The organism is Microbacterium hibisci, from assembly GCF_015278255.1.
Lineage (GTDB): Bacteria > Actinomycetota > Actinomycetes > Actinomycetales > Microbacteriaceae > Microbacterium > Microbacterium hibisci.
Genome location: NZ_JADIJC010000002.1, coordinates 288764 through 314750 on the forward strand (window position 1 = coordinate 288764; position 25987 = coordinate 314750).

30 protein-coding genes are annotated in these 25987 nt (G+C 72.9%); 14 read left to right on the top strand and 16 right to left on the bottom strand.

Features of this window, described 5'->3' with window-relative positions:
* Nucleotides 1–3 precede the first annotated feature (3 nt).
* From IM770_RS18150 to IM770_RS05460, 3 genes are all read left to right on the top strand, one after another.
* Entirely contained in the window at nt 4–693 is a 690-nt protein-coding gene (locus IM770_RS18150) for a M23 family metallopeptidase (RefSeq protein ID WP_203580121.1), read from the top strand.
* A gap of 90 nt (nt 694–783) precedes the next feature.
* Nucleotides 784–1032, top strand: a complete 249-nt coding sequence (locus IM770_RS05455; protein ID WP_203580122.1) for a hypothetical protein — start codon at nt 784–786, stop codon at nt 1030–1032.
* A gap of 46 nt (nt 1033–1078) precedes the next feature.
* The gene (locus IM770_RS05460; protein ID WP_203580123.1) at nt 1079–1912 is read left to right on the top strand and encodes an aldo/keto reductase; all 834 of its coding nucleotides are present in this window, start codon (nt 1079–1081) and stop codon (nt 1910–1912) included.
* 225 nt (nt 1913–2137) lie between these two features.
* Here the strand turns inward: IM770_RS05460 and IM770_RS05465 are convergent, their stop codons facing one another.
* Both IM770_RS05465 and IM770_RS05470 read right to left on the bottom strand, forming a co-directional pair.
* Nucleotides 2138–2884, bottom strand: coding sequence for an SDR family oxidoreductase (locus tag IM770_RS05465; protein WP_203580124.1), 747 nt, complete (start codon nt 2882–2884; stop codon nt 2138–2140).
* A 187-nt stretch (nt 2885–3071) separates the two neighbouring features.
* Entirely contained in the window at nt 3072–3815 is a 744-nt protein-coding gene (locus IM770_RS05470) for an SDR family oxidoreductase (protein WP_203580125.1), read from the bottom strand.
* A gap of 118 nt (nt 3816–3933) precedes the next feature.
* Between IM770_RS05470 and sigJ the strand changes: the two genes are divergently transcribed.
* Together sigJ and IM770_RS05480 are read left to right on the top strand one after the other, a co-directional pair.
* On the top strand, nt 3934–4815 hold the full coding sequence (gene sigJ / locus IM770_RS05475) for an RNA polymerase sigma factor SigJ (RefSeq protein ID WP_203580126.1): 882 nt from the start codon (nt 3934–3936) through the stop codon (nt 4813–4815).
* A gap of 47 nt (nt 4816–4862) precedes the next feature.
* A complete protein-coding gene (locus tag IM770_RS05480; protein WP_203580127.1) occupies nt 4863–7010 on the top strand; it encodes a S9 family peptidase in 2148 nt (715 codons plus the stop codon).
* A gap of 214 nt (nt 7011–7224) precedes the next feature.
* Here the strand turns inward: IM770_RS05480 and IM770_RS05485 are convergent, their stop codons facing one another.
* The 7 genes from IM770_RS05485 to IM770_RS05515 form a co-directional block, all read right to left on the bottom strand.
* Nucleotides 7225–8013: a siderophore-interacting protein gene (locus IM770_RS05485; RefSeq protein WP_203580128.1), complete on the bottom strand. Its 789-nt coding sequence runs from the start codon at nt 8011–8013 to the stop codon at nt 7225–7227.
* Between the two features lie 29 nt (nt 8014–8042).
* Nucleotides 8043–8795: an iron ABC transporter ATP-binding protein gene (locus IM770_RS05490; protein WP_203580129.1), complete on the bottom strand. Its 753-nt coding sequence runs from the start codon at nt 8793–8795 to the stop codon at nt 8043–8045.
* Nucleotides 8795–9787: an iron chelate uptake ABC transporter family permease subunit gene (locus IM770_RS05495; protein ID WP_203580130.1), complete on the bottom strand. Its 993-nt coding sequence runs from the start codon at nt 9785–9787 to the stop codon at nt 8795–8797. Before IM770_RS05495 ends, IM770_RS05490 begins: the two co-directional genes overlap by 1 nt.
* Nucleotides 9784–10740: an iron chelate uptake ABC transporter family permease subunit gene (locus IM770_RS05500; protein WP_203580131.1), complete on the bottom strand. Its 957-nt coding sequence runs from the start codon at nt 10738–10740 to the stop codon at nt 9784–9786. The genes IM770_RS05495 and IM770_RS05500 overlap by 4 nt, the downstream gene beginning before the upstream one ends.
* A gap of 82 nt (nt 10741–10822) precedes the next feature.
* Nucleotides 10823–11860: a siderophore ABC transporter substrate-binding protein gene (locus tag IM770_RS05505; protein WP_203580132.1), complete on the bottom strand. Its 1038-nt coding sequence runs from the start codon at nt 11858–11860 to the stop codon at nt 10823–10825.
* A gap of 230 nt (nt 11861–12090) precedes the next feature.
* Nucleotides 12091–12276: a DUF1918 domain-containing protein gene (locus IM770_RS05510; RefSeq protein WP_203580133.1), complete on the bottom strand. Its 186-nt coding sequence runs from the start codon at nt 12274–12276 to the stop codon at nt 12091–12093.
* A 128-nt stretch (nt 12277–12404) separates the two neighbouring features.
* Nucleotides 12405–12629, bottom strand: a complete 225-nt coding sequence (locus tag IM770_RS05515) for a hypothetical protein (protein WP_203580134.1) — start codon at nt 12627–12629, stop codon at nt 12405–12407.
* Nucleotides 12630–12723: 94 nt separating this feature from the next.
* Here IM770_RS05515 and IM770_RS05520 point away from each other — a divergent pair, with 94 nt between their 5' ends.
* On the top strand, nt 12724–13641 hold the full coding sequence (locus IM770_RS05520) for an aldo/keto reductase (RefSeq protein WP_203580135.1): 918 nt from the start codon (nt 12724–12726) through the stop codon (nt 13639–13641).
* 69 nt (nt 13642–13710) lie between these two features.
* On the opposite strand, the gene IM770_RS05525 is transcribed toward IM770_RS05520, so the two are convergent.
* The 3 genes from IM770_RS05525 to IM770_RS05535 all read right to left on the bottom strand — a co-directional run bounded on the left by IM770_RS05525 (nt 13711) and on the right by IM770_RS05535 (nt 16190).
* Nucleotides 13711–14127 carry a VOC family protein gene (locus tag IM770_RS05525; RefSeq protein ID WP_203580136.1) on the bottom strand — a complete coding sequence of 139 codons (417 nt, stop codon included), beginning with the start codon at nt 14125–14127 and terminating at the stop codon, nt 13711–13713.
* Between the two features lie 151 nt (nt 14128–14278).
* The gene (locus tag IM770_RS05530; RefSeq protein ID WP_203580137.1) at nt 14279–15289 is read right to left on the bottom strand and encodes a DNA-3-methyladenine glycosylase family protein; all 1011 of its coding nucleotides are present in this window, start codon (nt 15287–15289) and stop codon (nt 14279–14281) included.
* A 160-nt stretch (nt 15290–15449) separates the two neighbouring features.
* Nucleotides 15450–16190 carry a winged helix-turn-helix domain-containing protein gene (locus IM770_RS05535; RefSeq protein WP_203580138.1) on the bottom strand — a complete coding sequence of 247 codons (741 nt, stop codon included), beginning with the start codon at nt 16188–16190 and terminating at the stop codon, nt 15450–15452.
* A gap of 471 nt (nt 16191–16661) precedes the next feature.
* Here IM770_RS05535 and IM770_RS05540 point away from each other — a divergent pair, with 471 nt between their 5' ends.
* From IM770_RS05540 to IM770_RS05560, 5 genes are all read left to right on the top strand, one after another.
* Nucleotides 16662–17105 carry a PNPOx family protein gene (locus IM770_RS05540; protein WP_203580139.1) on the top strand — a complete coding sequence of 148 codons (444 nt, stop codon included), beginning with the start codon at nt 16662–16664 and terminating at the stop codon, nt 17103–17105.
* Between the two features lie 63 nt (nt 17106–17168).
* Nucleotides 17169–17462: a GNAT family N-acetyltransferase gene (locus tag IM770_RS05545; protein ID WP_203580140.1), complete on the top strand. Its 294-nt coding sequence runs from the start codon at nt 17169–17171 to the stop codon at nt 17460–17462.
* Nucleotides 17463–17559: 97 nt separating this feature from the next.
* Entirely contained in the window at nt 17560–17802 is a 243-nt protein-coding gene (locus IM770_RS05550; RefSeq protein ID WP_203580141.1) for a hypothetical protein, read from the top strand.
* A complete protein-coding gene (locus IM770_RS05555; RefSeq protein WP_203580142.1) occupies nt 17802–18566 on the top strand; it encodes a hypothetical protein in 765 nt (254 codons plus the stop codon). The genes IM770_RS05550 and IM770_RS05555 overlap by 1 nt, the downstream gene beginning before the upstream one ends.
* 61 nt (nt 18567–18627) lie before the next feature.
* A complete protein-coding gene (locus IM770_RS05560; protein WP_203580391.1) occupies nt 18628–19068 on the top strand; it encodes a DUF1622 domain-containing protein in 441 nt (146 codons plus the stop codon).
* Between the two features lie 141 nt (nt 19069–19209).
* Here IM770_RS05560 and IM770_RS05565 read toward each other — a convergent pair whose 3' ends face one another.
* From IM770_RS05565 to IM770_RS05575, 3 genes are all read right to left on the bottom strand, one after another.
* Entirely contained in the window at nt 19210–19437 is a 228-nt protein-coding gene (locus tag IM770_RS05565) for a hypothetical protein (RefSeq protein WP_203580143.1), read from the bottom strand.
* 109 nt (nt 19438–19546) lie between these two features.
* On the bottom strand, nt 19547–20278 hold the full coding sequence (locus IM770_RS05570; protein WP_203580144.1) for an alpha/beta fold hydrolase: 732 nt from the start codon (nt 20276–20278) through the stop codon (nt 19547–19549).
* A gap of 3 nt (nt 20279–20281) precedes the next feature.
* Nucleotides 20282–20842 carry a hypothetical protein gene (locus IM770_RS05575; RefSeq protein ID WP_203580145.1) on the bottom strand — a complete coding sequence of 187 codons (561 nt, stop codon included), beginning with the start codon at nt 20840–20842 and terminating at the stop codon, nt 20282–20284.
* Nucleotides 20843–20981: 139 nt separating this feature from the next.
* On the opposite strand from IM770_RS05575, the gene IM770_RS05580 reads away from it, so the two are divergent.
* From IM770_RS05580 to IM770_RS05590, 3 genes are read left to right on the top strand one after another with little or no spacing between them, the layout of a single operon-like run.
* Nucleotides 20982–22130 carry an exonuclease SbcCD subunit D gene (locus tag IM770_RS05580; protein WP_203580146.1) on the top strand — a complete coding sequence of 383 codons (1149 nt, stop codon included), beginning with the start codon at nt 20982–20984 and terminating at the stop codon, nt 22128–22130.
* A complete protein-coding gene (locus tag IM770_RS18155; protein ID WP_203580147.1) occupies nt 22127–25189 on the top strand; it encodes an AAA family ATPase in 3063 nt (1020 codons plus the stop codon). Before IM770_RS05580 ends, IM770_RS18155 begins: the two co-directional genes overlap by 4 nt.
* 9 nt (nt 25190–25198) lie before the next feature.
* Nucleotides 25199–25381: a hypothetical protein gene (locus IM770_RS05590; RefSeq protein WP_203580148.1), complete on the top strand. Its 183-nt coding sequence runs from the start codon at nt 25199–25201 to the stop codon at nt 25379–25381.
* Between the two features lie 30 nt (nt 25382–25411).
* Here IM770_RS05590 and IM770_RS05595 read toward each other — a convergent pair whose 3' ends face one another.
* Nucleotides 25412–25969, bottom strand: coding sequence for a phosphorylase family protein (locus tag IM770_RS05595; RefSeq protein ID WP_203580149.1), 558 nt, complete (start codon nt 25967–25969; stop codon nt 25412–25414).
* Between the last annotated feature and the right edge of the window lie 18 nt (nt 25970–25987).

A 25987-nucleotide genomic window follows, 5' to 3' on the forward strand; every position in this document is an offset into this window, starting at 1 on the left:
CCCGTGGGCGAGCTCGACGATCCGGTGGTGGTGGAGTTCCCGCTGCGCGGCGAGGGCTGGATGGCGGTGACCACGCCCGCCGCCCGCATCCCCAGCCACGGGGTCGACATCCTCGGCCAGCGGTACGCGTTCGACTTCGTCCGCGTCGACGACCGCGCCGGCGTGCACGTGCACCCCGGGTCGACGTTCACGACCTCGACGGTCGGCGGGCGCACCGACGAGTGCTACGCCTGGAACGCCGAGATCCACGCACCGCTCGCCAGCGAGGTCGTCGCCGCCTCGGACGGGATGGCCGAGCGGCGGTGGATCAACCCGTTCCGGGAGGCGGGGCGGATGGTCTGGAACGGGATGACGTTCCGGCCGGAGAAGATCCCGGCGATCCTGGGCAACCATGTGATCCTGCGTGCCGGCGACGTGTACGCCGGCTTCGCCCACCTGCGGCCGGGCACCGTGGCGGTCTCGGTCGGGGAGCGGGTCGCCGCGGGCGACGTGATCGGCCGCGTCGGCCACACCGGCAACTCGACCTCGCCGCACCTGCACTTCCAGCTCATGGACTCGGCCGACCTGATGTCGGCGCGCGGCATCGCGTGCGCGTTCGCCGCCTACGACGTGCGGCAGGAGGACGGGTCGTGGCTGGGCGTGGAGCGCGGCATCCCGGGACCGCGCGAGCGGCTGCGCGCGGTCGACGGCTGAGCCGGCGATACCCGCTGGGCGCCGGCCCCGCAAGCCCCGTGCGCCGCTGCGCGCGCGCTCGTACGTTCGAGGCAGCGAAAGGAGAGCGCCATGACCAACCAGAACCCTCTCATCCCACCCCTCGGCGGCGATGACGACGACCGACCCCTCGACGACGGAGTCGACCGCCCCCTCGCCGACGGCGTCGACGACGCTGTCGATGACGGCGACGGTGTGCTGGGCCGGGGCGACGACGATCGACCCCTCGACCCCGACCTCGATGACGACCAGATCGACAGCGCGACGGCCGACGAGCGCGCGGCCACCGAGGGCACGCTGGACGTCGACGACCGCCCGTGAACCTGCGGGCCGCCCCGCGGGGTGAGATCCAGGCCAGGATGGAGCCATGAGCGCGATCCCCACCGTGAATCTCAACGACGGCTCCTGGTTCCCCGAGCTGGGCCTGGGCACCTACAACCTGCGGGGCGACGACGGCATCGCGGCCATGGTCGCCGCGATCGAGTCCGGCTACCGGCTCCTCGACACCGCCGTCAACTACGAGAACGAACGCGAGGTCGGTGAGGCCGTCCGCCGCAGCGGCGTCGCGCGCGACCAGCTCCTCGTCACCTCGAAGATCCCCGGCCGCCACCACGGCCGCCAGGAGGCCCTCGACAGCGTCAAGGGATCGATCGACGCGCTCGGCCTCGACCACATCGACCTGCACCTGATCCACTGGCCCAACCCCAGCGTCGGCAAATACGTCGACACGTGGCGCGGGCTCATCGAGGCCCGGAAGCAGGGGCTCGTCCGGTCGATCGGCGTCTCCAACTTCACCGAAGAGATGCTCACCGAGCTCATCGAGGAGACGGGCGTCGCGCCGGCCGTGAACCAGGTCGAGCTGCACCCGTACTTCCCACAGGAGTCTCTGCGCGCGTTCCACGCGACCCACGGCATCCGCACCGAGAGCTGGAGCCCGCTCGCCCGGCGCAGCGAGCTGCTGACCGAGCAGCTCCTCCACGAGCTCGCGACGGTCTACGAGGTCACCCCGACGCAGATCGTGCTGCGCTGGCACACGCAGCTGGGCAGCACGCCGATTCCGAAGTCGGCCGATCCGGATCGCCAGCGCGAGAACGCCGACGTCTTCGGCTTCACCCTCACCGACGAGCAGGTCGCCGCGATCAGCGCCCTCGAGCGCGGCCGGCTGTGGGACGGCGACCCCCGCACCCACGAGGAGATGTAGGCGACGGATGCCGCGCCCCGTCGCCACGCGCCGGGCTGCGGCATCCGTCCCCTCCGCGTCCCCTCCGCGTCCGCGCCGTTCGCGCCGAACCACGGTGTTTCGGTCGAGACAGGTGACGGGGCCCTCGGTTTCGGCGGGAACACTGTGTCTCGGCGGTCCGGGGCGCGGGCCGAGCGGGGGCGGGATGCCGGGCTGCGGCCCGCGCCGGGTTACGGCATCCGCCCGCTACGCGTCGGGGAGGGCGTCCAGCCACTCGTCGAAGGTCTGCGTGCCGCGGAGCGCCCCGGGGCCCGGCAGCAGCGCGCCCGAGCGGAAGGCGCGGCCGAGCGTGCCCGGCGTGTGGACGACGGGGAGCGGCCCGCGGTGGCCGATCGCGTGGGCGTAGCGCTGCACCATGTCTGCCAGGCTCTCCTCACGCGGTCCGCCGAGCTCTGGCGCGCGCCCGGCGGGCTCCTGCTCGGCCAGACCGACGAGGTGCGCGGCGACCTCGCGCACGGCCACCGGCTGCACCCGGCCCGCGGGGGCGACGTGGGCCCCGGCGTGCGTGCGGTGGAACATCATCGCCGCGAACTCGTGGAACTGCGTGGTGCGCAGGATCGTCCACGGCACGTCGCCCTCGGCGACGAGCCTCTCCTGCACGAGCTTGCCGGCGTAGTAGCCGTCGGGCGCGGCCTCGGCGCCCACGATGGTGAGCACCACATGGTGCGGCACGCCGGCCGTCCGCTCCGCCGACAGCAGGCTCTTGGTCGCGCCCGCGAAGAAGAGCACGGAGACGTCGGGCTTGGCCGTGGTGACGTTGGTCACGTCGACGACGGCGTCGACGCCGTCCAGTGCCCCCGCGAGGCCTGCACCGCTCAGCAGCTCCACGCCGGTGCGCCGCGACAGCACGACCACCTCGTGCCCGCGCCGGCGCGCGAGCTCGGTGACGTGGACACCGGTCATGCCGGTGCCGCCGGCGACGGCGAGTCTCACGGGTCCTCCTCGGTCCGGGGGCGGAGACGTCGTCAGCGTAGTCGCCCGTGCGACTCACGTCGCCCGGGCGACGGAATGAGCGGCCCGGACCCGATCGGGGGAGAGTGCGCGCCCGAGCCGCTCTCGAAGGCGATGCGGACCGCCTCCGAGGCGGAGGAGGCCGGCGCCGCCGGGCTGATACGCGGGCTCAGCCCTGTCGGCCGAGCCACTCCGCGAACGTCTCGGTGCCGAGCAGGGCGTCGTCCGCCGGCAGCGCGTAGCCGGCGCGCAGGCCCTTCATCTGTGCGCCGGGAAGACTGACCGAGGGGATCCAGCCGCGATGGCCGATGCGCCGCGCGTACGCCTTCACCATCTCGTCGAGCCGCTCCTCCCGCGGGCCGCCGAGGTCGGCCGCCCGCCCCTGCGGCGAGCCCGCGGCGAGGTCCGCCAGGTGCGCGCCGACCTCGCGCGCCGCGATCGGCTGCACGCGTGCGCGCGGCGCGACGTGCAGCGGCCCCAGCTTCGCCTGTCCGAAGAGCTGCCCCGCGAACTCGTGGAACTGCGTGGCGCGCAGGATCGTCCAGGGCACGGCCGCGGCCTCGACCACGCGCTCCTGGGCGAGTTTGCCGGCGTAGTAGTCGTGCGGAATCCGGTCGATCCCCACGATCGAGAGCAGCACCAGGTGCCGCACGCCCGCGCGCTCGCCCGCCGCGACCAGGTTTCCCGTCGCCGTCTCGAAGAACCGCGTGGCGGCGTCCGCCGACAGCGTCGAGACGTTCGCGGTGTCGACGATCGCGTCGACGCCCGCCAGGGCGGCGTCGAGCCCCGCGCCCGTGGTCAGGTCGACGCCCGTGCCGCGACTCAGCACGACCGCTTCGTGCCCCTTCTCGCGCAGCGACTCCACGACGTGGTGTCCGACGACGCCCGTGCCTCCGGCGACCGCGATCCTCATGACATGACTCCTCTTGTCCCGCACGATGCGGGAGCCTTCGCATCATCGACGACGCAGCGCGCCAGAATGTGAGTGCGAGATCGCGCCGCGAGGCCGGAGAAGCGAGAAGGAGCACCGGATGCCGCCCATCGACGACGTCGAGAGCGAGCGGCGTTCCCTGCTCGGCCTCTGCTACCGCATGCTCGGCACCGTGGCCGACGCCGAGGACGCGGTGCAGGAGACCTACGTGCGGTGGTACCGCCTGTCGGACGCCGAGCGGGCCGCGATCCGCAACCCGGGTGGGTGGCTCACCCGCGTCGCGGGCCGCGTGTGCCTCGACATGCTGGGCTCGGCGCGCGCTCGGCGTGAGCGCTACGTCGGCGAGTGGCTGCCCGAGCCGGTGCCGGGCGACTCGCCGCTCGCCGCCGCGGCGCCGGTCGATCCGATCGACCGGGTGACCCTCGACGATTCGGTGTCGATGGCGCTGCTGGTGATGCTGGAGTCGCTCACGCCCGCCGAGCGGGTGGCGTTCGTCCTCCACGACGTGTTCGCGGTGCCGTTCGGTGAGATCGCCGACACCGTGGGACGCAGTCCTGAGGCCGTGCGGCAGCTCGCCTCGCAGGCGCGACGCCGGGTGCGCGAGCACCGCGCGGGCGCAGCCACGCGCGCGCAGCACGACGCGGTCGCGCGCGCCTTCGCCTCGGCGGCATCGACGGGCGACTTCGACGCACTCGTGTCGGTGCTCGACCCCGACGTCGTGCTCCGCTCCGACGGCGGCGGGCGTGTCTCCGCCGCACGCCGCCCGGTGCAGGGCGCCGACCGCGTCGCACGGTTCCTGCTCGGGCTGCCGCGCCTGGAACCGGATGCCGTGCTCTCTCCCGTCGAGACCCCCGACGGCCTGGGTTTCCTCGTCACGCTCGACGGGCGACCGAGCGCCGTCTTCTCCCTGCGCGTGAGCGGCGACGGGATCAGCGACGTCTACGTGATGCGCAACCCCGACAAGCTCACGCAGTGGGCCTGACGATCAGGCGTTCCGCGGCCTGAGAGCGGTCGGTTAGCGTGGAGCGCATGGCGACCCCATCCCACCCCACCCCCTTCGACTCGCTCACCGACTACATCGCACTTCCCCGGGTGGAGGGCCTCGCCCTCTCGCCCGATGGAACGACGGCCGTGCTCACGGTCGCCGCTCTGAAGAAGGACGGCACCGGCTACGAGCGGGCGCTGTGGGCGGTGCCGGCGGCCGGCGGCGGCACGCCGCGCCGGCTGACGAGGTCGGCCAAGGGCGAGGCGGGCGCCGCGTTCACGGCGAGCGGCGACCTCCTGTTCGTCTCGGGCCGCCCCGACGCCGAGTCCGACGCCGACGACGAGTCGGGCCAGCTGTGGCTGCTGCCCGCGGCCGGAGGTGAGGCGCGTCCTGTGACGCGGCTCGCCGGCGGCGTCGACGGCATCACCGCGACGGCCGACGCCTCCGATCGAGTCGTCATCGCCGCCTCGCTGCTGCCCGGCGCCGACACCCTCGAGTCCGAGGCGTCGCTGCGCGCGAAGCGCAAGGAGAAGAAGGTCTCGGCGATCCTCCACGACACCTACCCCGTGCGCTACTGGGACCACGACCTCGGTCCCGCCGAGCCGCACCTCTTCGCGCTCGACCTCGGCGACCTCGAGGACTCGATCGCCGCGGTCGTCGCCGAGGCCGCGGCTGCGCGCGAGGAGGCCGCCGAAGCGCTGACGGATGCCGCGGACGCCGAGGCACCGGCATCCGCCACCGAAGACAAGCCCTACCCTGCGACTCTTCCCCGCCCCCGCGACCTCACGCCGAAGCCGGGCCGCGCCGCCGACCACGCCGAGGGCGCGCTCACGCCCGACGGATCGACGCTCGTGGTCTCGCTCGACAGGCGTGAGCAGCGCGCCGGCCGCCGCGTCATCGTCGCCGTCGACACCGCGACCCGCGAGCGCACCACCCTCTTCGATGAGGTCGGCGTGGACTTCGAGATGCCCGCCGTGAGCCGGGACGGGTCGCGGATCGCGTACCTCCGCACTGTCAAGAGCACCCCGGCCGCTCCCACGGACTACGAGGTGTGGGTCGCGGGAGTGGACGGCTCGGCGCCGCGCCGCATTGTTGCCGACTGGGATCACTGGGCGTCGTCGCTGTCGTTCGCCGCCGATGACACCGCTCTGATCGCGACAGCCGACGAGAACGGCCGCGGTCCGGTCTTCCGTCTGCCGCTGGACGGCGGCGCGGCCGAGCGCCTCACCGACGACGACTTCTCCTACTCGAATGTGCGGGTCGATCGTGCCACCGGCGACCTCGTGGCGCTGCGCTCGTCGTGGGTCGTGCCGCCGCACCCGGTCCGCATCGCGCGTGGCGGCGGCGTCACGCCGCTCGCGACCCCAGCCGCCGCACCGGTCGCGCCCGGCAGCATCACCGAGGTCGAGACCACCGCTGACGACGGCGCGCGCGTGCGCGGCTGGCTGCTGCTGCCCGAGGGCGCGTCGGCGGACACCCCGGCCCCGCTGCTGCTGTGGATCCACGGCGGTCCGCTCAACAGCTGGAACGCGTGGAGCTGGCGCTGGGCGCCACTCCTCGCTGTCGCGCGCGGCTACGCCGTGCTGCTGCCCGACCCCGCCCTGTCGACGGGCTACGGCCTGGACTTCATCGCGCGCGGCTGGAACAGCTGGGGCGCCAAGCCCTACACCGACCTGCTGGCGATCACCGACGCGGCCGAGGCGCGCGACGACATCGACCAGACCCGCACCGCCGCGATGGGCGGGTCGTTCGGCGGCTACATGGCGAACTGGGTCGCCGGGCACACCGACCGCTTCCAGGCGATCGTGACGCACGCCAGCCTGTGGGCGCTCGACCAGTTCTCGGGCACCACCGACAGCTCCGAGTACTGGCAGCGCATCTTCACGCCCGAGGCCATGCTCGAGCACTCGCCGCACCGGTTCGTCGCCGACATCCGCACGCCGCTCCTCGTCATCCACGGCGACAAGGACTACCGCGTGCCGATCGGCGAAGGGCTCCGGCTGTGGTCCGAGCTCGCCGAGCACCACGCCGACGAGGAGGGACGGATGCCGCACCGCTTCCTGTACTTCCCCGACGAGAACCACTGGGTGCTGAAGCCTCAGCACGCGGTGATCTGGTACGAGACGGTGTTCGCGTTCCTCGCCGAGCACGTGCGCGGCGAAGAGTTCCAGCGGCCCGAGCTGCTCGGCTGAGCGCCGGCGCACGCCGGACCGGCCGCGCACGGGCAGGCGCGGAGGCGCGCACAGCGTCGGAAGTTCTCCACGACACGCCGGCAGGCGGATGCCGCTGCCGGCGTGTCGGGAAAACCCTCCGATTCTGTGCGGGCGACTGGGCGAGCAGCAGCCGGTCCCTGAGCCTGTCGAAGGGCCTCTGCGAGCGGGGATCTCCGCCGACACGCGTCCGGCGTCAGTGCGGGGCGTGGTACTCGGTCTCGCCGCGCTTCCAGTAGCCCTTCACGGTGACCTGGTCGGCGTCCAGACCCCAGCGGTCGAGGAGGAGCGCCCGGCCCGGCTTCACGATCGACTGCTCGGCCGCGACGAACCCGAACACCGAACCCTCCGGCCGGTCGTGTGCGCCCAGGGCATCGAGCCGCGTCGCGAGCGCGGAGTCGCTGGGGGCGTCGCCCCGGTGCAGGTGCTCGACCACGACGCCCGACGGGGCGTCGATCGCGAGCTCGTGCGCGGCATCCGTCACCTCCACGACGATGCGTCCGACGGCGTCGGAGTCCATCGCCTGAGCGAAGCGGCGCATCGCGGGCACGGCCGTCTCGTCGCCGGCCAGCAGCCACGCGTCGGGGCGGCCGGTCAGCACCTTCGAGCCCCGCGGGCCGCCGATGCCGGCGAGTGCGCCAAGGGGCGCGGTCGCGGCCCACGCCGCCGCGACGCCCGCGGTCCCCGCCGCGGGGTCACCGTGGATCGCGAACTCGAGCTCGAGCCAGTCCTCGCCCCACGCGAGCGGCGTGTACTCCCGGCTGGGCGAAGCGCGCAGCTCCTCGACGGTCTGCGGGTCGCCGTCGGGGAAGAAGATGCGCAGGTGGTCGTCCGCCCCGAGTGAAGTGAAGCCCGCGAGGTCGGAGCCCTCCAGTCGCACGCGCACGTACGAGCGCGTCAGCCACTCGCGCGCGGCGAGCGTCACGCGACGGAAGCGCAGCTCGAGGCCGGTGGGTTCCAGGGTGAAGGTCGTGGTCGAGGTCATGGGTTCTCCTTCTGGTGAATTCTGCCGGGTCATTCCCACAGCACGATGGGGCGGCCGTCGATCTCGGCGACGCGTGCGGGGGTGTCGTAGAGGGCGGCGAGCCGCTCTTCCGTCACGACCTCGCTCACCGGACCGTGGTGCACGACGCGTCCCTCGCGCATGGCCACGATGTCGTCGGCGTACTGGGCCGCGACGTTGATGTCGTGCAGCACCACGACCACCGTCATCCGTCGCTCGTCGGCGAGCCGGCGCACGAGCTTCATGAGCGCGACGCCGTGGCGAGGGTCGAGATTGTTGAGGGGCTCGTCCAGCAGCAGGTGATCGGTGTCCTGTGCCAGGGCCATGGCCACGAAGGCGCGCTGGCGCTGTCCGCCCGACAGCTCGTCGAGGAACCGGTCCCGCACGGCGTCGAGGTCGAGCAGCTCGATCGCGCGGTCGACGTGCGCCCGGTCGTCGCGGGTGCGGCCCGAGCCGCCGTGCGGGAAGCGTCCGTACGCCACGAGGTCGTCGACGCTCAGCCGGATCGCGAGGTGGTTGTCCTGGCGGAGGATCGCGAGGCGCCGGGCCAGGTCGCGGGTCTTCGTCGTCGCGACGTCGAGGCCGTCGACCGAGATCCGGCCGTCGTCGGTGCCGACGAGCCGGCCGATCGCCGCGAGAAGGGTCGACTTGCCGGCGCCGTTGGGCCCGATGATGGCCGTGACGCCGGGACGGAGCTGGATCGACACGTCGTCGACGGCGACGAGAGCGCCATGACGCTTGACGACCGAATCGGTGAGGATCATCAGCGGGCCCTTCCGGTGAGAACGAGGACGATGAAGAACAGCCCGCCGACGAACTCGATGACGATCGGCAGCTCCGTGCCGAAGCCGAGGACGCGGGCGAGGATCAGCTGGCCGCCGACGAGCGCGATCACGCCGATGCTGATCGCGGCGGGGATGCTGCGCAGGTGCCGGTGGCCGGCGGCACCGTAGGCGAGATTCGCGACGATCAGCCCGAAGAACGTCACCGGGCCGACGAGGGCGGTGGATGCCGCGACCGTCGCCGCGATGACCACCACGACGTGCATCACGACGCGGCGGTGGTTCACGCCGAGCGAGATGGCGGCGCTCTCGCCGAGCGACAGCACGTCGAGCTCGCGGCGCACCGGCCAGAGTGAGGCGAGCGCGACGGCGACGAGGATGCCGGTGGGGATCAGCAGCTCGCGATCGACCGCGGTGAAGCTCGCGAAGGTGAGGTTCTGGAGGATCGCGAACGTGTCGGGGTCGAGCAGGCGCTGGAGGAACGCGGTGACCGACCGGAACAGCACCCCGAGCACGAGCCCGGCGAGCACGATCACGTGGAGGTCGAGCCGCCGCCGCTGGAAGAGCCACCAGTACAGCAGCACGACCGAACCCGCCATGAGCACGAGCTCCACGAGCCAGGAGGCGAGCGGCGGAGCCGACACCAGCAGCGCCGGGCCGATCGCGAACGCCACCAGGGTCTGGATCGCGAGGAAGACCGCGTCGAAGCCCATGATGCCGGGCGTGAGGATGCGGTTGGCGGTGATCGTCTGGAAGAGCACTGTCGCCGCCCCGACTGCCGCGGCGGCGATGACCATGCCGGCCACTGTGCGCGAGCGGAGACCGAGCGCGTACTCCCACTTGCCGGGCAGGTCGGTGAACAGGAAGAGCAGCACGATCGCCAGCGCAAGGGCGGTGAGCGCCACGAGCGCGCCGCTCGGGTGCCGGAGCGTCCGCGTGGCACGGCGCGCGCCGTCGAGGAAGGTCGCCGTCATCGCGCCACCGCCCGACCGGCGGGTGCGCGGCGGCGCCGTGGCGGTGCGGCGGACGCGGAGGGGCGCGCGGTGCCGAGCAGCAGCCACAGGAACACGATGCCGCCGAGCACGCCCATCACGATCGAGATGGGCAGCTCGAACGGGAAGCGCACCACCCTGCCGATGATGTCGCAGAGGAGCACGATCGCGGCGCCGAGCAGGGCCACGAGCGGCACCGCGCGGCGCATGTTGTCGCCGATCAGCCGGCTGACGATGTTCGGCGCGATGAGCCCGAGGAACGGGAGGGTGCCGGTCACGACCATGAGGATGCCGGTGACCACCGCGATGATCGTGACGCCGATGCCCATCACGGCACGGGTGTCGAGGCCGAGGCCGCGGGCGGCGTCGTCGCCGAGCCCTGCGACTGTGAAGCGGTCGGCCGCGATCCACGCGATGAGGGCGGCGGCGGCCGCGAGGTAGAGGATCTCGTAGCGCCCGCGGAGGATGCCCGAGAAGTCGCCGACGCTCCAGCTGAGGAGCTCCTGCAGCAGCTCGCTGCGGTAGGCGATGAACATCGTGACGGCGCCGATGACGCCGCCGTAGAGGATGCCGACGATCGGCACGAGCACGCTCGACCGCGACGGGATCCGCCGTGCGAGCGCCAGGAAGCCGAAGACGCCGACCAGCGCGCCGGCCGCGGCGAAGACGGCCTTGGCCCAGAGCGGCAGGCCCGGGACCGACATCAGCACGGCCAGCAGGGCCAGGCTCGCGGCATCCGTCGCTCCCGTCGTGCCGGGCTCGACGAACCGGTTGCGCACGAGCAGCTGCATGATGAGGCCGGTGATCGCGAAGGCGGCACCGGCGAGCACGAGCGCGACCGTGCGCGGGATGCGGCTCGCGAACAGGATGAAGGCGTCGAGCTCGGCAACGCCGATGAACAGCGAGATCGTCGCGAGGGCGGCCACGGTGGCCACCCCCGCGACGATCCACGTGGTGGGCGAGAGGCGGGTCAGGATTCGGCGCTCCCCACTCGGAGGTCGTGCGTCATGGAGCTGCTCAGGCGGCGACGGCCTCGTGGACCGTGGTGAGCACGTTCTCGATGGCGGTGAGCCCGTTGATCACGATGTAGAGCTCGCTCGCGGGGAGGGCGACGATGTGCTCGTCCTGCGCCGCGGCGGTCTGGGCGACGAGCTCGTTGTCGAGGGCCTCGTCGGCAGTCGATCCCTCGCCGACGGCGGCGCCCCGGTCGAACGCGAAGATCCAGTCAGGGTTCGCGGTGAGGATGAACTCGTTGGTCACGGTGTCGCCGTGCGGCGAGCCCTCGGCGCCGGGCAGGTCGGCCGCAGCGACGGCGGGCGTCCAGCCGAGCTCGTCGAAGAAGTAGCCGAAGCGCGAGCCCTCGCCGAACGCGCCGTACTCGCCGCCCGACACCGACAGCACGAGTGCAGTGCCGTCGGCCTCGGACTCGATGGCCGAGACGAGCTCTTCGATGTCTGCGGTGAGCTCGGCGACCTCGTCCTCCTTGCCGAAGATCTCACCCAGCTGTGCGGCGCGCTCCAGACCCGCGCTGGGGTCGAAGGTGCCGGCGTAGGCGCCGGTCAGATCGATCGTGGTGGCGATCTCGGACAGCTCGTCGTACTGTCCGGTGCTGCGCGCGGCGGTCACGATGAGCTCGGGCTCGAGCTCGGCGACGGCCTCGAAGTCGGGCTCGAACAGCGTGCCGACCTTCGGCAGGTCGGCGTACTCCGAGAGGTAGTCGGGCAGCACGACGTCGGGGATGCCGACGACGGCGTCGCCGGCGCCGATGGCGTGCAGGGTGTCGAGCGTGGCGATGTCGAAGGTGACGACCGACTCCGGATCGGCGGCGACCTCGACGGAATCGCGGGCGACCTCGGTGTCTTCCTGGTACGAGGACTCGCCGTCCTCCTCGACGAGCACCAGCGTGGGCTTGGCGTTCTCGACGACGACGGTGGTCGAGGTCTCGGCCGCCTGCGCAGCGTCGTCGGTCGCGGCCGGCGTGGCGCACGCGGTGAGGGCGAGAGCGGTGACGCTCAGAGCAGCGGCGGGCAGGAGCAGGCGCGTTCTCTTGTGCATGGGAGTTAGGTTAGCCTAACCAACAACGCGGTGCAGACTGATAGGGTCACGGGCGCGCGCGGAGGCGCGAGGCAACCGGGCGCGCATCACGTCGGAGGTTTTGCGCGACACGTCGGTTGACGGATACCGCTTCCGGCGTGTCGAGAAAATCTTCCGATTCTGTGCCCGGCGGCGCCGCCGGTGCGGGGACCGAGCGTCGGCAGCGCGCGTGTGACAGCCCGAACAGCAGCTCAGGAGGCGTGGCGGACTTCGCAGTCGCTCCCCGGCGACAGGATCGCCTCGTGGCCGTCGTCGTAGCGGACGACCAGCAGCGGATTGTCTCCGTTCCCGCGGACTTCGATGACCTCGCCGGCGCGTTCGACGGCCCCGACGACGCGCCCGTGGATGATCACGCGGTCGCCGACGTTCGCATGCATGCGGACCACCTCCTGAGGCTCACGATACGACGCGGGACGCCTCAGGGGTAGAGCGCAGGCGCGCGGATGCCGGCGGCCCGCCGCGCGGGCGCCCACCTGCGCGGCGAGCGGCTCGCGCGCGGGTGGGGCTAGAGCTGGGCGCCGTCGTCGTCGCGATTCTCGAGGCCGACGTTGCGGCCGCGCCACGACTCGTACGCCATCAGCCAGCCGATCGACACGGCAGCGGCGAGCACGACCCCGAGCAGCACGTTGCCCCAGATGAGGCCGAAGACGATGCCGAGGGTGAACATGAGCGCGGTGCCGAGCACCCAGCCCGAGTGGCCGCGCGTCCAGCCCTTCCGTGTCGTGGTCATGCAGAAAGCCTAGGGCCGTCCTCGTGTGCGCGGGCAGCCCTCGTGCCCGAGGCAGTCGGTAGGTTGGAGAGAGACCGCCTACGGAACGGACACCATGACCCTGAACGTCAGCCCGCTCACTCTCGGCACCTCCGGCCTCGGCCGTGACACCATCCCCGGTTCGCCGGAGGAGGACGCCGCCGTCGCCTTCGCCCTGCAGCTGTTCGCGAGCACGCACGCGTTCGTCGACACCTCGAACAACTACGCCGCGGGACGCTCCGAGGCGGTCCTGGGGCGCGCGATCGCGCGAGCGGGGGAGGAAGCCGCAACCCGTGTCATCTCGAAGGTCGACTGCGACCCCGAGACGGGTGCCTTCGACCGCGATCGGGTGCTGCGCTCGTTCGACGAGACGACGACGCGGCTCGGCGTGGACCGCCTTCCCCTGCTGCATCTCCACGATCCGTACACCGTGACGTTCGACGAGGCGATGGCCGCCGGCGGCGCCGTGGAGGGCCTCATCGAGCTGCGGGAGTCGGGCCGCGTGGACGCCATCGGCGTCGCCGCCGGACCCGTGCCGATGATGGCGCGCTACGTCGGCACCGGCGTCTTCGACGCGGTGCTGGTGCACAACCGCTTCACCGTCGTCGACAGCTCCGCGGCGCCGGTCTTCGCCGACGCCCGAGCGCGCGGCATGACGGTGTTCAACGCGGCCCCCTTCGGCGCAGGGATCCTCGCGACCGGCGCGCGCGAGGGCGCGATGTACGGCTACCGCCCGGCCACCCCGGAGCTCCAGGAGTGGGTCTCGCGGCTCGAGCGCGTCTGCGCGTCGTTCGGTGTGACGCTCCCCGCCGTCGCCCTGCACTACTCGCTGCGCTCGCCGCTGATCGACTCCACTGTGGTCGGCATCTCGACCGCGACCCGGTTGGCGCAGCTCGACGAACTCGCCGCCACGCCGATCCCGGAGGACCTCTGGGTCGAGGTCGAAGGGCTCGGGGCCGCGCCGTCCACGATCGACGACAGCGAGTACGCCTGACCGCACCGTTCTCGACCCGACCCTCGCCGGTGACCGGGCCACGGCCCTCCGCCGCGGCCCGGTCACCGGTCAGGACTGCGGTGCGTTGACCGCGACCATCCAGTCGATGCCGAAACGGTCGGTGAGCATGCCGAACTTCCCGCCCCAGGGCGGTGTGTCGAAGGGCATGGTGATGGTGCCGCCGTCGGCGAGCCGGTCCCAGAACCCCTGCAGCGATGGCTCGTCGTCGCCGCTGATCGAGACCGAGATGCCGGCCGGCTTCTGATAGTCCATGCCGGTCGGGGTGTCGGCCCCCATCAGCACGAATCCGTCGGGGCTGGTCAGCTGCGAATGCATCACGAGGTCGTTTTCGGCGGGATCCTGCACCATGCCCTCGAACTGCCCGAAGGTCGAGATGTCGAGCTCGCCGCCGAACACGCTCTGGTAGAAGGTCATGGCTTCCCGGGCTTCGCTCCGGAAGGACAGGTACGGGTTGAGGCTGGGCATGTCGAACTCCTGAGAGAGGGGGTGGATGCCGCGCCCGGCCGCGTGGCGCTCCCCAGTGTCGTCGCCCCCTCCGACATCGACAAGGTGCCTGCGTGACGACCTCCGCAACGCACCCGGGCCACCTGTCCGCGGCGTGCGCCGCAGACGGCGATCAGCGGTCGCGGTGGTCCTCGGGGTGCAGCCGCGGGCCGCGCCGGGCCTCGCGCACGCCGCTCGCGCCGATGAGCCGGATCACCCGCTGACGGTGGCCCGGCCAGGCGGCCAGCAGGCGCAGCATCCCGTCGTCATCGGTGCGATGCCCGGCGAGCGCGTGACCGACCTCGTGTGCGAGGTGGTAGTCCCCGACGCTCACGGCGTCGGGGTCGCCGAGCGCCCGGATGCGCGTCTCGGCAGAGGTCCACGGGCCGATGCCGTGCTGGCTCACCAGCACCCGGTCGACGGCCTCGCCGTCTTCCGCAGCGAGGACCGCCCGCACGATCGCGTCGCCGCAGCGGGCCGCGCGCACGACGGACTTCGACTGCGGCGGCTCGAGCCCGGCGCGATGCCACACCCACGACGGCACGTGCTGCCAGCCGTCGATCGTGGGGGGCGCGAACATGGGCGACGGCGTGGGGCCGGGCGCGCGCTCGCCGCACCACGTGACGATGCGCCGCCACGCGGCGAAGGCCTGCGTGCCCGTGACCTTCTGCTCGAAGATCGCGCAGGCGAGCGCGTCGAAGACGAGGCCGGTGCGCGACAGCCGCAGACCGGGGTTGCGATGGTGCGCGTCGGCGATGAGCGGATGCCGCCCCGCCTCGAACTCGGAGGCATCGTCGTCCGCACCGCACAGCGCCGGCAGCTGCGCGAGCGCCCACTCGCGGCCCGGACCCCAGGCGGCGCCCCGGATCACGCCGGGGTGCGTCTCGCGGATCGCGAGTGTGGCCACCCCGGCCGGCGTGCGGCTCGCGCGCCAGATGACTGCGCCCGCGACCGCCATCGTCGGATCGCCGGCGCCGCGTCGCTGGAAGAGCACGGTGCGACGGAGGTCGAGCGGATGCCGGGGGCGGTACTCCGTCTCGAGGGGCCGGCCAGGCTCCGGCCGGGGATCGCGACCCGTCGCCGCTCGCGGAGCGAAGCGCTCGGCGTCCCTCACGCGAGGGATGCGCGAGAGCGAGGTGGTCATGCCGCCCACCCTACGCCTCGGCCTCGGACATTCCCGCCGGCGCATGGTCGCGGCATCCGTGTCCCCGCTCGCCTGTCGCGCAGCGTCACCGGGTGCGGCTCGTCGCGACAGGTGAGCGGTGAGGATCAGCGGCTGCGCGCAGGTGCGACGCCGCGATGCGTCAGAAGCGGTCGGGCGACGGGGTGCCGTGGCCGTAGCGGATGACGACGTCGGCGTGGCGGTCGAACCGGTAGCCCACGCCGCGGACGGTGCGCACGATGTCCTCGTAGCGGCCGAGCTTGGCGCGCAGGCGACGGACGTGCACGTCGATCGTGCGCTCGCCGGGAGCGTCCTCGTCGGTGGCGCCCTGCCAGAGCGAGGTCACGAGCTCGGTGCGCTCGATCGTGCGGCCCTCGCGCAGCACGAGGTACTGCAACAGCTCGAACTCCTTGAACGTGAACGCGGCCGACTCGCCGTCGATGAGCACGCGCTTGCGCGAGATGTCGACGACGACGCCGCCCGAAGCCGGCTCTTCGTCCTCGGGTTCCTCGTTCTTGGTGCGGGCGACAGCAGAGGGCTCGTGGAGCGCCAGACGCACCACGTCGACGTCGCGACCGCCGGAGCCGACGGGGGCCAGTGCGACGGTCGCGTAGGTCTCGGCGGAGGGCGCCAGCTCGGCGATCGTGCGGCGCAGCGCGTCGACGAGGACACCGAGGTTGACGCCGGACGCGGCGGCCTTCGCCTCGTCGAGGCCGACGTAGAGGGCGAACCCGCGCGGGGCGGTGCCGGCCGGAAGAGCGCGGGCCTGCGCCGGCTCGGGAGCCGGGGCGGCGGGCGTCTCGACGGCGGCCGGGTGGTTCACGGCACGGAGGTGACGGACGGGGGCGGTGGCGGGACGGTCGAGGAGAGCGGTGGTCGACATGGTGATGGTCCTTGCGGGAGGAACCCGGGAGGCGGAGCCGGGTTGATGATGTGCTGCGGCCCTGTCGTCGGAGGCGAGGAGGCCGTAGGCCGGTAGTGGCCTGTGCCCGACGTTGGGCGGTGTGCGAAGCGGATCCGGGTGCGCGTGATCGACGCACGAAACCGGTGCTTCGGGGGACTCCTTACGATCCGTGTTCAGAAGCGGAGGAGGAGTCCGGCGGGGTCACCGTGCTAGTGGCACATTCGACAACACATGACAATGCGGCCGGCCATCATCATGCCGGCAGTCCTGTTCGCCTCCCGGGCGGACAGATACAGCGCGTTGTCAGTCATGAGCCCGATTATTACCGACTTTGTCGGAAAACGTCAAATCGCACGGCTTCTGGGGCGTGATCGTTTCGGAATGTGACAGATTGCTCAATCTCCGGGGTCGGAATCCCCGCCCCGGCGTCCGCGCGGTTGACTAAGTCATGTGACTGCGTCGTCCGCACATCGTTCCGGCCGTCTGAAGAGCTGGTGGCTGGGCTTCATCCAGCGCCGCCTCAATCCGTGGACGCTCGACCTCGCGCGAGCGGGCAAGGGAGGCTTCTCGCTCGTGCGGCACGTCGGGCGCAGGAGCGGGACGACGTTCGAGACGCCCTTGGTGCTCGGCGAGACCGATGACGCGCTGGTGGCCGAGCTGACGTACGGCCCCGACGTGAACTGGTACCGCAATATCGTCGCCGGCGGCGGCGAGGTGCTGCATCGGCGGCGCTGGTACCGGATTCTCGCGGTCGAGCCCTACCCCTCCGATCGCGGACGCCGGGCGTTCGGCCGCGGGCGGCGGGTCGTGCTGGCGATCCTGCGGCGGCACGAGTTCCGGCTGCTGCGCGTCGAACTGCTCGAGGCGCCTCCTGCCCCGTTGCCCGAAGCCTGAGCGATCGCCGCGACATCCACTCCGCTAGGCCCTCGTGGGGGAGGGCGGGCGTAGCCTGTCCGCGTGACCGAGCTGCGCTTCACCAAAGAGACGGATGCCTCGCGCTACACGCTGCACCGGGGTGACGACCTCGTCAGCGTGCTGGACTACCGCGACGACGGCCGCACGGTGGCCATGACGCGTGCGTACACCGTCCCGACCTTCCGCGGCCACGGCTACGCCGGTGAACTGGTCGAGCGTGCCGTCGACGAGCTCGAGCAGACCGGCGACCGCAAGGTCGTGCCGGTGTGCTGGTACGTCGCTGACTGGTTCGACGCCAACCCCTCGCGCCGCGGCATCCTGAATCCGCGTCCCTGACGCCTGCCCCTCCACGGCATCGACCGTCGTCCTTGTCAAGCCCATGTCGCCGGAAGCGGCGGTACCGGAGGCTGGAGACTGACGAGAGGAGCACGCCATGGATCGCGAGAGGTCGACCGACCCGGACCTCCCCGAGGGCGTCATCAACGCTGCCCCCGCCGGGGGCTGGGAAGCGGTGGACGACCAGGAGTCCCGCGAGCGCAGCGCCGCGACTGCCGAGGAATCGGAACTGCTGACGGATGCCGCGCTGCAGCCGGACGACCCGGTCGAGGGTGAGGCGGCCCGGCGCGGCGCCGATCCCGACATGGTGAGCGACAGCGAGCGAGGGGAAGAGCCCTGATGAGCACGACAGGCAACGAGTACGAGCAGCCCGGGGTCAACTACCCCGACCGGAACGACGCCGATGGCGCGACCGACACCCCGGGTGCCGGCGAGCCGGCTCGTGCCGAGCAGCCGGCGGCGGCGCCGACGATGGGCGAGCCCGCCGAGGACGCGGAGCCCGCGGGCACCTGGACCGAGGCGCCCGAGCAGGGCGGCACGGCAGCGCCGTCGCCGACGGAGGAGGGCGGGGGTGCCGGGTCGCCGACGCAGGACGGCGCGGGCGCCGGGTCGCCGACGCAGGACGGCGCGACGTCGTCAGCCTCCGAGGTCCCCGGCGCGCACTCGCCCGCACCGCCGGCCCAGGGAGCGGCCGCCACGGGGCCTTCTGAAGGAGCCCGCAGCGGTGAACCCAGCCACGAGGCCGTGGGGATCGGGGTCCTGGACGACGGCGCCGACCATCACGGCCACGACGAGGGCCGCGACACCATGACCGCGAGCGAGGCGCAGCAGACGCCCGGCGCCCTCGGCACCGAGCAGGAGCAGCGGCTGCCCGCCATGGCCCAGAACAACGCGTCCGACCTCGAGAAGGTCACCGGCATCGTGGCGCAGACGCGTCAGGACGTCGGCACCGAGCCGCTCGAGCGCATCGCCGAGGTCCTGCGCCAGCGCCTGGACCAGTCGGGCATCGATCTGCCCGACGCCGACGTGCAGGAGCTGGCGCGTCAGGTCTCGACCGGCGACGCCGACAGCCCGACCCAGCCGGGGCGAGACGACTCGGCCTGAGATCCGTCCGCGATTCCGGCGGCGATGGGGGCCCGGACGGCCCTAGGCTGAGCGCGTGCACATGGAGGCCGTGTTCACCGCCGTCGCCGTCGGATTCGAGGCGATCGGCGCCGCCGCCATGATCGTCGGCTTCGTCGTCGCCCTCGTGCTGGGAGCCCGTTCGCTCGCGCGGCATGAGGGCGGCCAGGCCGCGTTCACGACGTTGCGGACCACGCTCGGCGCCGCGATCCTGCTGGGTCTCGAGGTGCTCGTGGCGGCGGACCTGATCCGCACCATCACGTCGAAGCCGTCGCTCGAGGACGCCGCGATCCTGGGACTGATCGTCCTGATCCGCACGATCCTCTCGATCTCCATCCAGATCGAGATCGAGGGCACGTTGCCGTGGCGTCGCGCGCTGCTGCGCAGCGGCGGTCAATTGATGAGCGATGCCGTCGCACGCGATCGAGCGGCCCAGCAGGCGGCGCGGGTCAGCCCGCCCCGGCCCGACCCGAGCGCCCCGTGACCGGCTGCCTAGCGGCGGCGAACGCGACCGAAGCCAGCGGCCAGCCGGCCGCGCATGCGGCGCGCGTCAGCTCACCAGCCGGCCGCGCAAGGGGCCGAGGTCAGCCGGTCGCGGCCGGACCCGGCGCCCCGTGACGGCTGCCTAGGCGACGGCGCAGGCGGCGGGGTGCTCCTTCGCCGCGTGCAGTCCGATCGGCCGGGCCCACACCGCGCGCTGCGGGCGCGCCGTGGCGGCGACGACGTGGGTCGCGGGCTGCGGTGCGAGGGCGGCGAGCCTCCGCTCGCGGATCGCGGCCAGGACTCGCTGCTCGCGGTCCCTCGTCCAGGTGTCGTGGTGGTACTGCTGTTCGGCGGCGTATACAGCGAACATGGTTTCCTCCGTTGGTTCCGACACTGTGAAACCTACGCGGGGGTTCCGACATTGCCGGCTGCCCGGGGGATGGCAGGAATCCGCGGCCAAGAGGCAGTCGCGATGCCGGTCAGCCTTCTGCGGCGAACTCGCGGATGAGGCGGGCGACGGGTGCGGCATCCCGGATCATCGTCTCGTGACCGTGGTCGGGCACCTCCTCGAGCCGGCCCTGCGGCAGGCCGTCGGCGACCTGCCGGCACCAGTCCGGAAGCACGACGAGATCCTCCTCGCCGCGCAGCACGAGCGCCGGGACGTCCGCGAGGTGCAGGACGTCCTCGGGGCGGTGCACGAGCATCGCATGGAACTTCGCGCGAAGCCGGGGCCCCGCGCGCAGGTACTCGCGTGCGCCGCGCACGATCACCGTCGGGCTCTCGACGGCGATGTCGAGCAGCAGGCGCCCGATCTGGCGAGGCGCCGTTCGCGCCGCGGGGTCGACGGTCGGCCCGATGAGCACGAGGCGATCCACGACCTCCGGGTGTCGCACCGCCATCTCGAGCGCCACCTGCGCCCCCATCGAGTGCCCGACCACGACCGCCGGACGGGCGACGCGCTCCCGCAGGTACGCCGCGACCAGGTCGGCGGTGCGCTCCATCGTGAGGACGCGCGCGGGCTCGGGAGCATCCCCGTACCCGGGCAGGTCGATCGCGATCACCTCGCCGTCGCCCAGATGGCGCGCGAGGTCGGCGAACACGCTCCGCCCCATGCCGATGCCGTGCACGAGCACGTACACGTGCCCGCCCCGCCCGCGGCGCTCGGCGACGATCGTCGCGCCGGCGTGCGCGAACCGTTCCACCCTCGCCATGGATCAGGCGGCTCCCGGCTGATCGCGCAGGCCGACGCGATCGGGGATGTCGAACTGCACGCGCGGCAGCCACGACGACGGCTCTGGCCACGGTCGCGACGCGGGGAGCGCACGCAGCCGGGCGCGCAGCGCGGCGCCGGACGCCTCCACCGGCAGCACCCGCGACGGCGCGCGGTGGGCGAGCGCGCCGAGCCACCAGTGCCGCCAGGTGCCCTCGATCGCCTCGGGCCCGGCGACGACGTAGTAGTCGGGCATCACCGCTTCGCCGGAGGCGAAGAGCGACAGCAGCGCGCCCACCTCCGCCTCGAGCGAGCCGAGCGTCGCGCGCTCCTCGTACAGCTCGACCCACGCCGAGGCGACATGCTCGAGCGGATCGGCGTCGTGCACCACATACGGCATCGAGACAGAGGCGACGAGGTGGGCGGCGACCGCCGGCTCGGCCTCGCGCAGCGACAGCGCGACGAGGGCGGGGACGTCGGCAAGTCCCGTCAGCAGCTCGTCGCTGTCGGCGCCGACGAGCGCCACGACGGTCGATCGCGGGGCGGTGTCTGCGGTGTGAGCCATGTTCCACGATACGTCCGCGGCCTCGCCTACGGGGCGGCACCTCGCCGCGAGCCCTGGACTCGGCGTGGACAGGCCCGGCCTTGGCTGTTCCGCGGCCTGCCTGGGCGCCGATGTCCGCGGGCGAACGTACCGTGTGAGCATGCGGATCCTGCACACCTCGGACTGGCACATCGGGCGGTCGTTCCACGGCCATGCCACGCTCGATGCGCTGCGCGGTGTGCTCGGGGCGCTGGTCGAGCAGGTGCGCGAGCACCGGGTGGATCTCGTGATCGTGGCGGGCGACGTCTTCGACTCCGCAACGCCTGCCGCAGGCGCCTACACGCTCCTCTCCGACACGCTGCGGAGCCTCGCGGATGCCGGCGCCGCCGTCGTCGTCACCAGCGGCAATCACGACTCGGCCGCGCGCCTCGGCTTCCAGGCGCAGCTGCTGCGCGAGGGCATCCACGTGATCACCGACCCGGAGTCGGTCGGCACGCCGGTCACGCTGGCCGACGAGCATGGCCCGGTGCACGTCTACGGCATCCCGTACCTCGAGCCGGTGCTGCTGCGCTCGCTGTGGACCGGCGTCCGGACTCAGGCCGATGTCCTGGCGCACGCGATGGACCTGGTGCGGACGGATGCCGCGACCCGGGGCGGGCGCGCGGTCGCCGTCGCGCACTGCTTCGCCGCGGGCGTCGAGCCGACGCCCCACCTCGAGCGCGACATCCAGCAGGGCGGCCTCGACATCGTGCCGCTCTCCACGTTCGACGGCGTCGACTACATGGCCCTCGGCCACATCCACGGCCGCCAGCAGCTCGCACCCGGCGTGCGCTACGCCGGGGCGCCCCTGCACTACAGCTTCGACGAGGGCCACAAGCCGCGCGGCTCGTGGCTGGTCGAGCTCGGCGCCGACGGCCTCGGGGTCGTGGAGTGGCTGCCGCTTCCCGTGCCGCGCGCCCTCGTCACCCTCACCGGCACGCTCGACGAGCTGCTCGAGGACGAGCGCTTCTCCGCGCACGGCGGGGACTGGGTGCGAGCCGAATACACCGACCCGCTGCCGCAGCGCGACCCGATGCGGCGCCTGCTCGCGCGCTTCCCGCACTGCGCCGAGGTCCGTCACTCGCCCGCGGCGGCGCGGAAGGACGACGCCCGGACGTACGCGCAGCGCGTGCGCGCCGCCCGCAACGACGCCGAGCTCGTCGACGCTTTCCTCGTGCACGTGCGCGAGGGTGAGGGCGCGACCGAGCGCGAGGCCGAGCTCGTCGGCGAGCTCCTCGAGGAGCGCACACGGGTGGAGGCGACCGCGTGAGGCTCCACCATCTCGAGCTCACCGGCTTCGGTCCGTTCCGTGAGCGTCAGAGCGTCGATTTCGCCGCGTTCGAGCGCGACGGCATCTTCCTCATCGCCGGCCGCACCGGCGCGGGCAAGTCGAGCATTCTCGACGGCGTCTGCTTCGCCCTGTACGGCAGCGTGCCCCGCTACGAGTCCGGCGACAAGCGTCTCCGCAGCGATCACTGCGCCCCGGAGGATCCCACCGAGGTCCGTCTGGAGTTCACGGTCGGTGAGCGCCGCTGGCGCGTCACGCGCGCTCCGGAATACCAGCGGCCGTCGCGCCGGGGCGGCGGGCTGACGACCGAGCCCACGCGCGCGGAGCTCGATGAGCTCGTCGACGGCGAGTGGGTGGGCCGTGCGGGCAAGCCGCGCGAAGTCGGGCTGCTCCTCGACGAGGTGCTCGGCCTCAACGCCCTGCAGTTCCAGCAGGTGATCCTCCTCGCGCAGAACCGGTTCTCGCGGTTCTTGCTCGCGTCGGGCACCGAACGCCAGTCGCTGCTGCGGGCGCTCTTCGGCTCGCGGCGCTACGAGGAGTATGCGCGCGAACTGGGGGAGCGCAGCAAGGCCGCCCAGCACGAGCTCGACGCGCTGGGTGAGCGAGCCCGGACCCTTCTCGATCAGGCCGAGCGGCTCATCGCGACGCACGAGCTGCTGCCGGACGACGAGAGGGCCGACGATGCGCTCGCCGACCTGGCCGCGCGGCGGGCGGCTGTCGAGCTGGGCGAGCAGCGCGCCGCGTACCGGCTCGACACACTCGTGCGCGAGCGCGCGGCGGCCGATGAAGCGCGCGTGGCCGCCGAGGCGGCGCACGCCGCGGTGGTCGCGCTGGCGAAGGATCAGGCCGAGCTCGGCCGTGCTCGCGCGCGGCTGCAGGCGCTCGAAGACGCGGGCGACGAGATCGCGACCGACCGCCGCCGTCTGGACGCCGCCCGTGCCGCCGAGGTGCTGCGCGCGACGCTCGACGCCGTCGCGCGCGCCGACCGCGTCGCCGTGGCCGCGTCGGAGGCGGCCGCGGACGCCGACGCGGCGTGGGCGCGAGCGGCCGCGACCATCGCGGCCGACACCCACGACACCGACACCGTCACCGCCACCGGCGCCGCGGCCGACCTCGCGGCCGACCTCTCGGGCGTCGTCGAGCGGCTCACCGGAGTGCTGGCGGTGGCCACCGCAGCGCTCGCGCAGGAAGCGGCGCTCGCCGCGGACGAGGCGGAGCTGACGGATGCCGCGACCGCCGCGGCGCGCCTGGACGACGACATCGCGACCCTCGACGCGCAGCGCGCGGAGGTGCCCGGTGAGCTGGCGCGGATCGATGCCGAGCTCGAGACGGAGCGTGCGACGGCCGCAGGCCTCGAGCCGGCCCGCGTGCGTCACGCCGAGACGGCCAAGCGCCTCGCCGCCGCGGAGGAAGCCCATCAGCTCGCCGGCGCGCAGCGGGCGGCGGAGCGGGCGCATCGCGACGCCGCCGAGGCCGCCGCGGCCGCGGCCGCGACGGTCGCCCGTCTGCTGCAGCGTCGCCTCGACGGCTACGCGGGCGAACTGGCGACCAAGCTCGCCGACGACGAGCCCTGCGCCGTGTGCGGCTCGACCTCGCACCCCGCTCCCGCCGCACCTGCGGCCGAGCCTGTGACCGACGACATGCTCGCCGGGGCCGAGACCGCGCGCGACGCGGCCGCCCGGACCGAGCGGTCCGCCTCCGACGCCGCGAAGACCGCGCGCGAGCGCCACGCCCTCGCCGCCGCGCGCGCAGGCGGCGAGACCGTCGAATCGCTGCGCGACAGCCTCGCCGTGGCTGCGGACGAGCTCGCCGCGGCGCAGCGCGCCGGCGTGCGCCGCGACGGCCTCGTCGAACGGCGCACTGCGCTCGTGGCGCTCGATGCGGAGGCGGAGGCGTCGCGGGCGGCGCTCGGCGAACGGGCGGACGCCGCGCGCTCGCGGATCGCGGCACTCACCGCGACGGTCGACGCGGCGACCCGCGTGGTGATCGCCGCGCGCGGCGGTTTCGCCAGTGTGGCCGAGCGTGTCGCCCACGTCACCTCGGTCCGCGACGCCGCGCGCGCCGCGCGGGACGCCCGCGATGCGGCCCGTCGTGCCGACGAACAGGCCGCGCAAACGCATGCGGAGGCAGGCACGCGGATCGCGGCATCCGTCTTCGCGACCGCCGAAGAGGCGACCGCAGCCCTCCTGCCCTCCACTGCCGTCGACGCGATGGCGCAGCGGGTGTCGACGCACGACGCCCAGCTCGCCGCGACGCGCGCGCGGATGCTCGAGCTCGAGCTGCACCTGGCGGGAGCACCCGAAGAGCCCGCCGACACCGCGGCGTCGCAGGCGGTCCTCGAGGTCGCCGATGCGGCCCGCACCGTCGCCCTCCGCGCCGAGCGTGACGCGCACACCGTGGTCGCATCGCTCCGCGACCTGTCGATGCAGGTCGACGACGCGTACGCCGGCGTGGCGGCGCGCGCCGCCGATGCCGCCGTGGTCACGCGCCTCGCCGACACCGTGGCGGGCCGCGCCCCCAACACCATGAAGATGGACCTCGAGACGTTCGTGCTGGCCGCCGAGCTCGAAGAGATCGTGGCCGCGGCGAACCTGCGACTGAGCGACATGTCGTCGGGGCGCTATCGCCTGCAGCACACCGACGCGCGCGCGGCACGCGGTGCCGCCTCGGGTCTCGGCCTCGAGATCATGGACGCGTTCACGGGTCAGGCCCGGCCGGCGCAGTCGCTGTCCGGTGGTGAGACGTTCCTCGCCTCGCTCGCGCTGGCGCTCGGGCTCGCCGAGGTGGTCACGGCGCGGGCGGGCGGAGTCCGGCTCGACACGCTGTTCGTCGACGAGGGCTTCGGATCACTCGACGAGGAGACGCTCGACCTCGCCATGCGCACGCTCGACGAGCTGCGCCAGGGTGGCCGCACCGTCGGCGTGATCAGCCACGTCGCCGCGATGAAGGAGCAGCTGCCCGCGCAGCTCGCCGTCGAGGCGACGCCCGAAGGACCGAGCGTCGTCCGTCAGGACGCCGCCGTCGTCGTCGCGGCCGCATAGGCTGGGGTCGTGAACAAGGGCACCATCTGGACGATCCTCGGCGTCATCGCAGCGATCGTGATCGCGTGGTTCCTCGTCGACGTGCTGTTCTCGCTGCTGTGGTTCATCGGCAAGCTCGTGATCGTCGCGATTTTCGCCGTCATCGTGTTCTTCGTGCTGCGCAGCGTCTTCTCGCGCAGCAGCAGCGACTGAGCGCAGCCGTCGCCGGCTCCGCTGCGGGGGTCAGACGCCGTAGTCGGCGCGGATCCGGTCACGCAGCTGGTGACTGCAGGCGGTCACGGCCGCGTGCCAGTCGGTGATCGCACCGTCCTGCGCGCGATCAGACACAGCCTTCAGCACGCGGATCGGCACGCCGAACTGCTGCGCCACCCAGATGTACGCGTAGGTCTCCATGTCGACGAGCCCCGCGCCGAGCGGTCGGATCACGGCGACGGCCTCGGCGTCGTCGACGAAGTGGTCGCCGGTCGCGATGACGACGCCCTCGGCCCCGAGCTCGACGCGCGGCGGCAACGAGACGTGCTGGCCGACGATGCCGTCGATGTCGGTGACGTCGTGCTGGAGGGCGCCCGAGATCTCGTAGACGGATGCCTCGAGCAGCGTGTCGATGGCCCCCGCGGTGCCGACCACCACGACCTCGTCGTAGGCGGTCGCGTCCAGCGCGCGCGTCAGCGCGTAGGTGGCCTGGAGCTTGCCCGGCCCGGTGACGAGACGTTCGAAGCCGGGCAGCGGGTCGGGGAAGGCGACGAGCTCGGAGGCGAGGGCGGCGACGAGGAGTCTCACCCCTCCATCATGTCCCGC

Coding starts and splice junctions, on each gene's coding strand:
- IM770_RS05520 (WP_203580135.1), top strand. CDS start 12,724: ATGACCCTGAACGTCAGCCCGCTCACTCTCGGCACCTCCGGCCTCGGC.
- IM770_RS05510 (WP_203580133.1), bottom strand. CDS start 12,276: ATGCATGCGAACGTCGGCGACCGCGTGATCATCCACGGGCGCGTCGTC.
- IM770_RS05580 (WP_203580146.1), top strand. CDS start 20,982: ATGCGGATCCTGCACACCTCGGACTGGCACATCGGGCGGTCGTTCCAC.
- IM770_RS05480 (WP_203580127.1), top strand. CDS start 4,863: ATGGCGACCCCATCCCACCCCACCCCCTTCGACTCGCTCACCGACTAC.
- sigJ (WP_203580126.1), top strand. CDS start 3,934: ATGCCGCCCATCGACGACGTCGAGAGCGAGCGGCGTTCCCTGCTCGGC.
- IM770_RS05535 (WP_203580138.1), bottom strand. CDS start 16,190: ATGTCGACCACCGCTCTCCTCGACCGTCCCGCCACCGCCCCCGTCCGT.
- IM770_RS05460 (WP_203580123.1), top strand. CDS start 1,079: ATGAGCGCGATCCCCACCGTGAATCTCAACGACGGCTCCTGGTTCCCC.
- IM770_RS05530 (WP_203580137.1), bottom strand. CDS start 15,289: ATGACCACCTCGCTCTCGCGCATCCCTCGCGTGAGGGACGCCGAGCGC.
- IM770_RS05455 (WP_203580122.1), top strand. CDS start 784: ATGACCAACCAGAACCCTCTCATCCCACCCCTCGGCGGCGATGACGAC.
- IM770_RS05555 (WP_203580142.1), top strand. CDS start 17,802: ATGAGCACGACAGGCAACGAGTACGAGCAGCCCGGGGTCAACTACCCC.
- IM770_RS05570 (WP_203580144.1), bottom strand. CDS start 20,278: ATGGCGAGGGTGGAACGGTTCGCGCACGCCGGCGCGACGATCGTCGCC.
- IM770_RS05525 (WP_203580136.1), bottom strand. CDS start 14,127: ATGCCCAGCCTCAACCCGTACCTGTCCTTCCGGAGCGAAGCCCGGGAA.
- IM770_RS05515 (WP_203580134.1), bottom strand. CDS start 12,629: ATGACCACGACACGGAAGGGCTGGACGCGCGGCCACTCGGGCTGGGTG.
- IM770_RS05550 (WP_203580141.1), top strand. CDS start 17,560: ATGGATCGCGAGAGGTCGACCGACCCGGACCTCCCCGAGGGCGTCATC.
- IM770_RS05560 (WP_203580391.1), top strand. CDS start 18,628: ATGGAGGCCGTGTTCACCGCCGTCGCCGTCGGATTCGAGGCGATCGGC.
- IM770_RS05490 (WP_203580129.1), bottom strand. CDS start 8,795: ATGATCCTCACCGATTCGGTCGTCAAGCGTCATGGCGCTCTCGTCGCC.
- IM770_RS05495 (WP_203580130.1), bottom strand. CDS start 9,787: ATGACGGCGACCTTCCTCGACGGCGCGCGCCGTGCCACGCGGACGCTC.
- IM770_RS05485 (WP_203580128.1), bottom strand. CDS start 8,013: ATGACCTCGACCACGACCTTCACCCTGGAACCCACCGGCCTCGAGCTG.
- IM770_RS05565 (WP_203580143.1), bottom strand. CDS start 19,437: ATGTTCGCTGTATACGCCGCCGAACAGCAGTACCACCACGACACCTGG.
- IM770_RS05470 (WP_203580125.1), bottom strand. CDS start 3,815: ATGAGGATCGCGGTCGCCGGAGGCACGGGCGTCGTCGGACACCACGTC.
- IM770_RS05575 (WP_203580145.1), bottom strand. CDS start 20,842: ATGGCTCACACCGCAGACACCGCCCCGCGATCGACCGTCGTGGCGCTC.
- IM770_RS05505 (WP_203580132.1), bottom strand. CDS start 11,860: ATGCACAAGAGAACGCGCCTGCTCCTGCCCGCCGCTGCTCTGAGCGTC.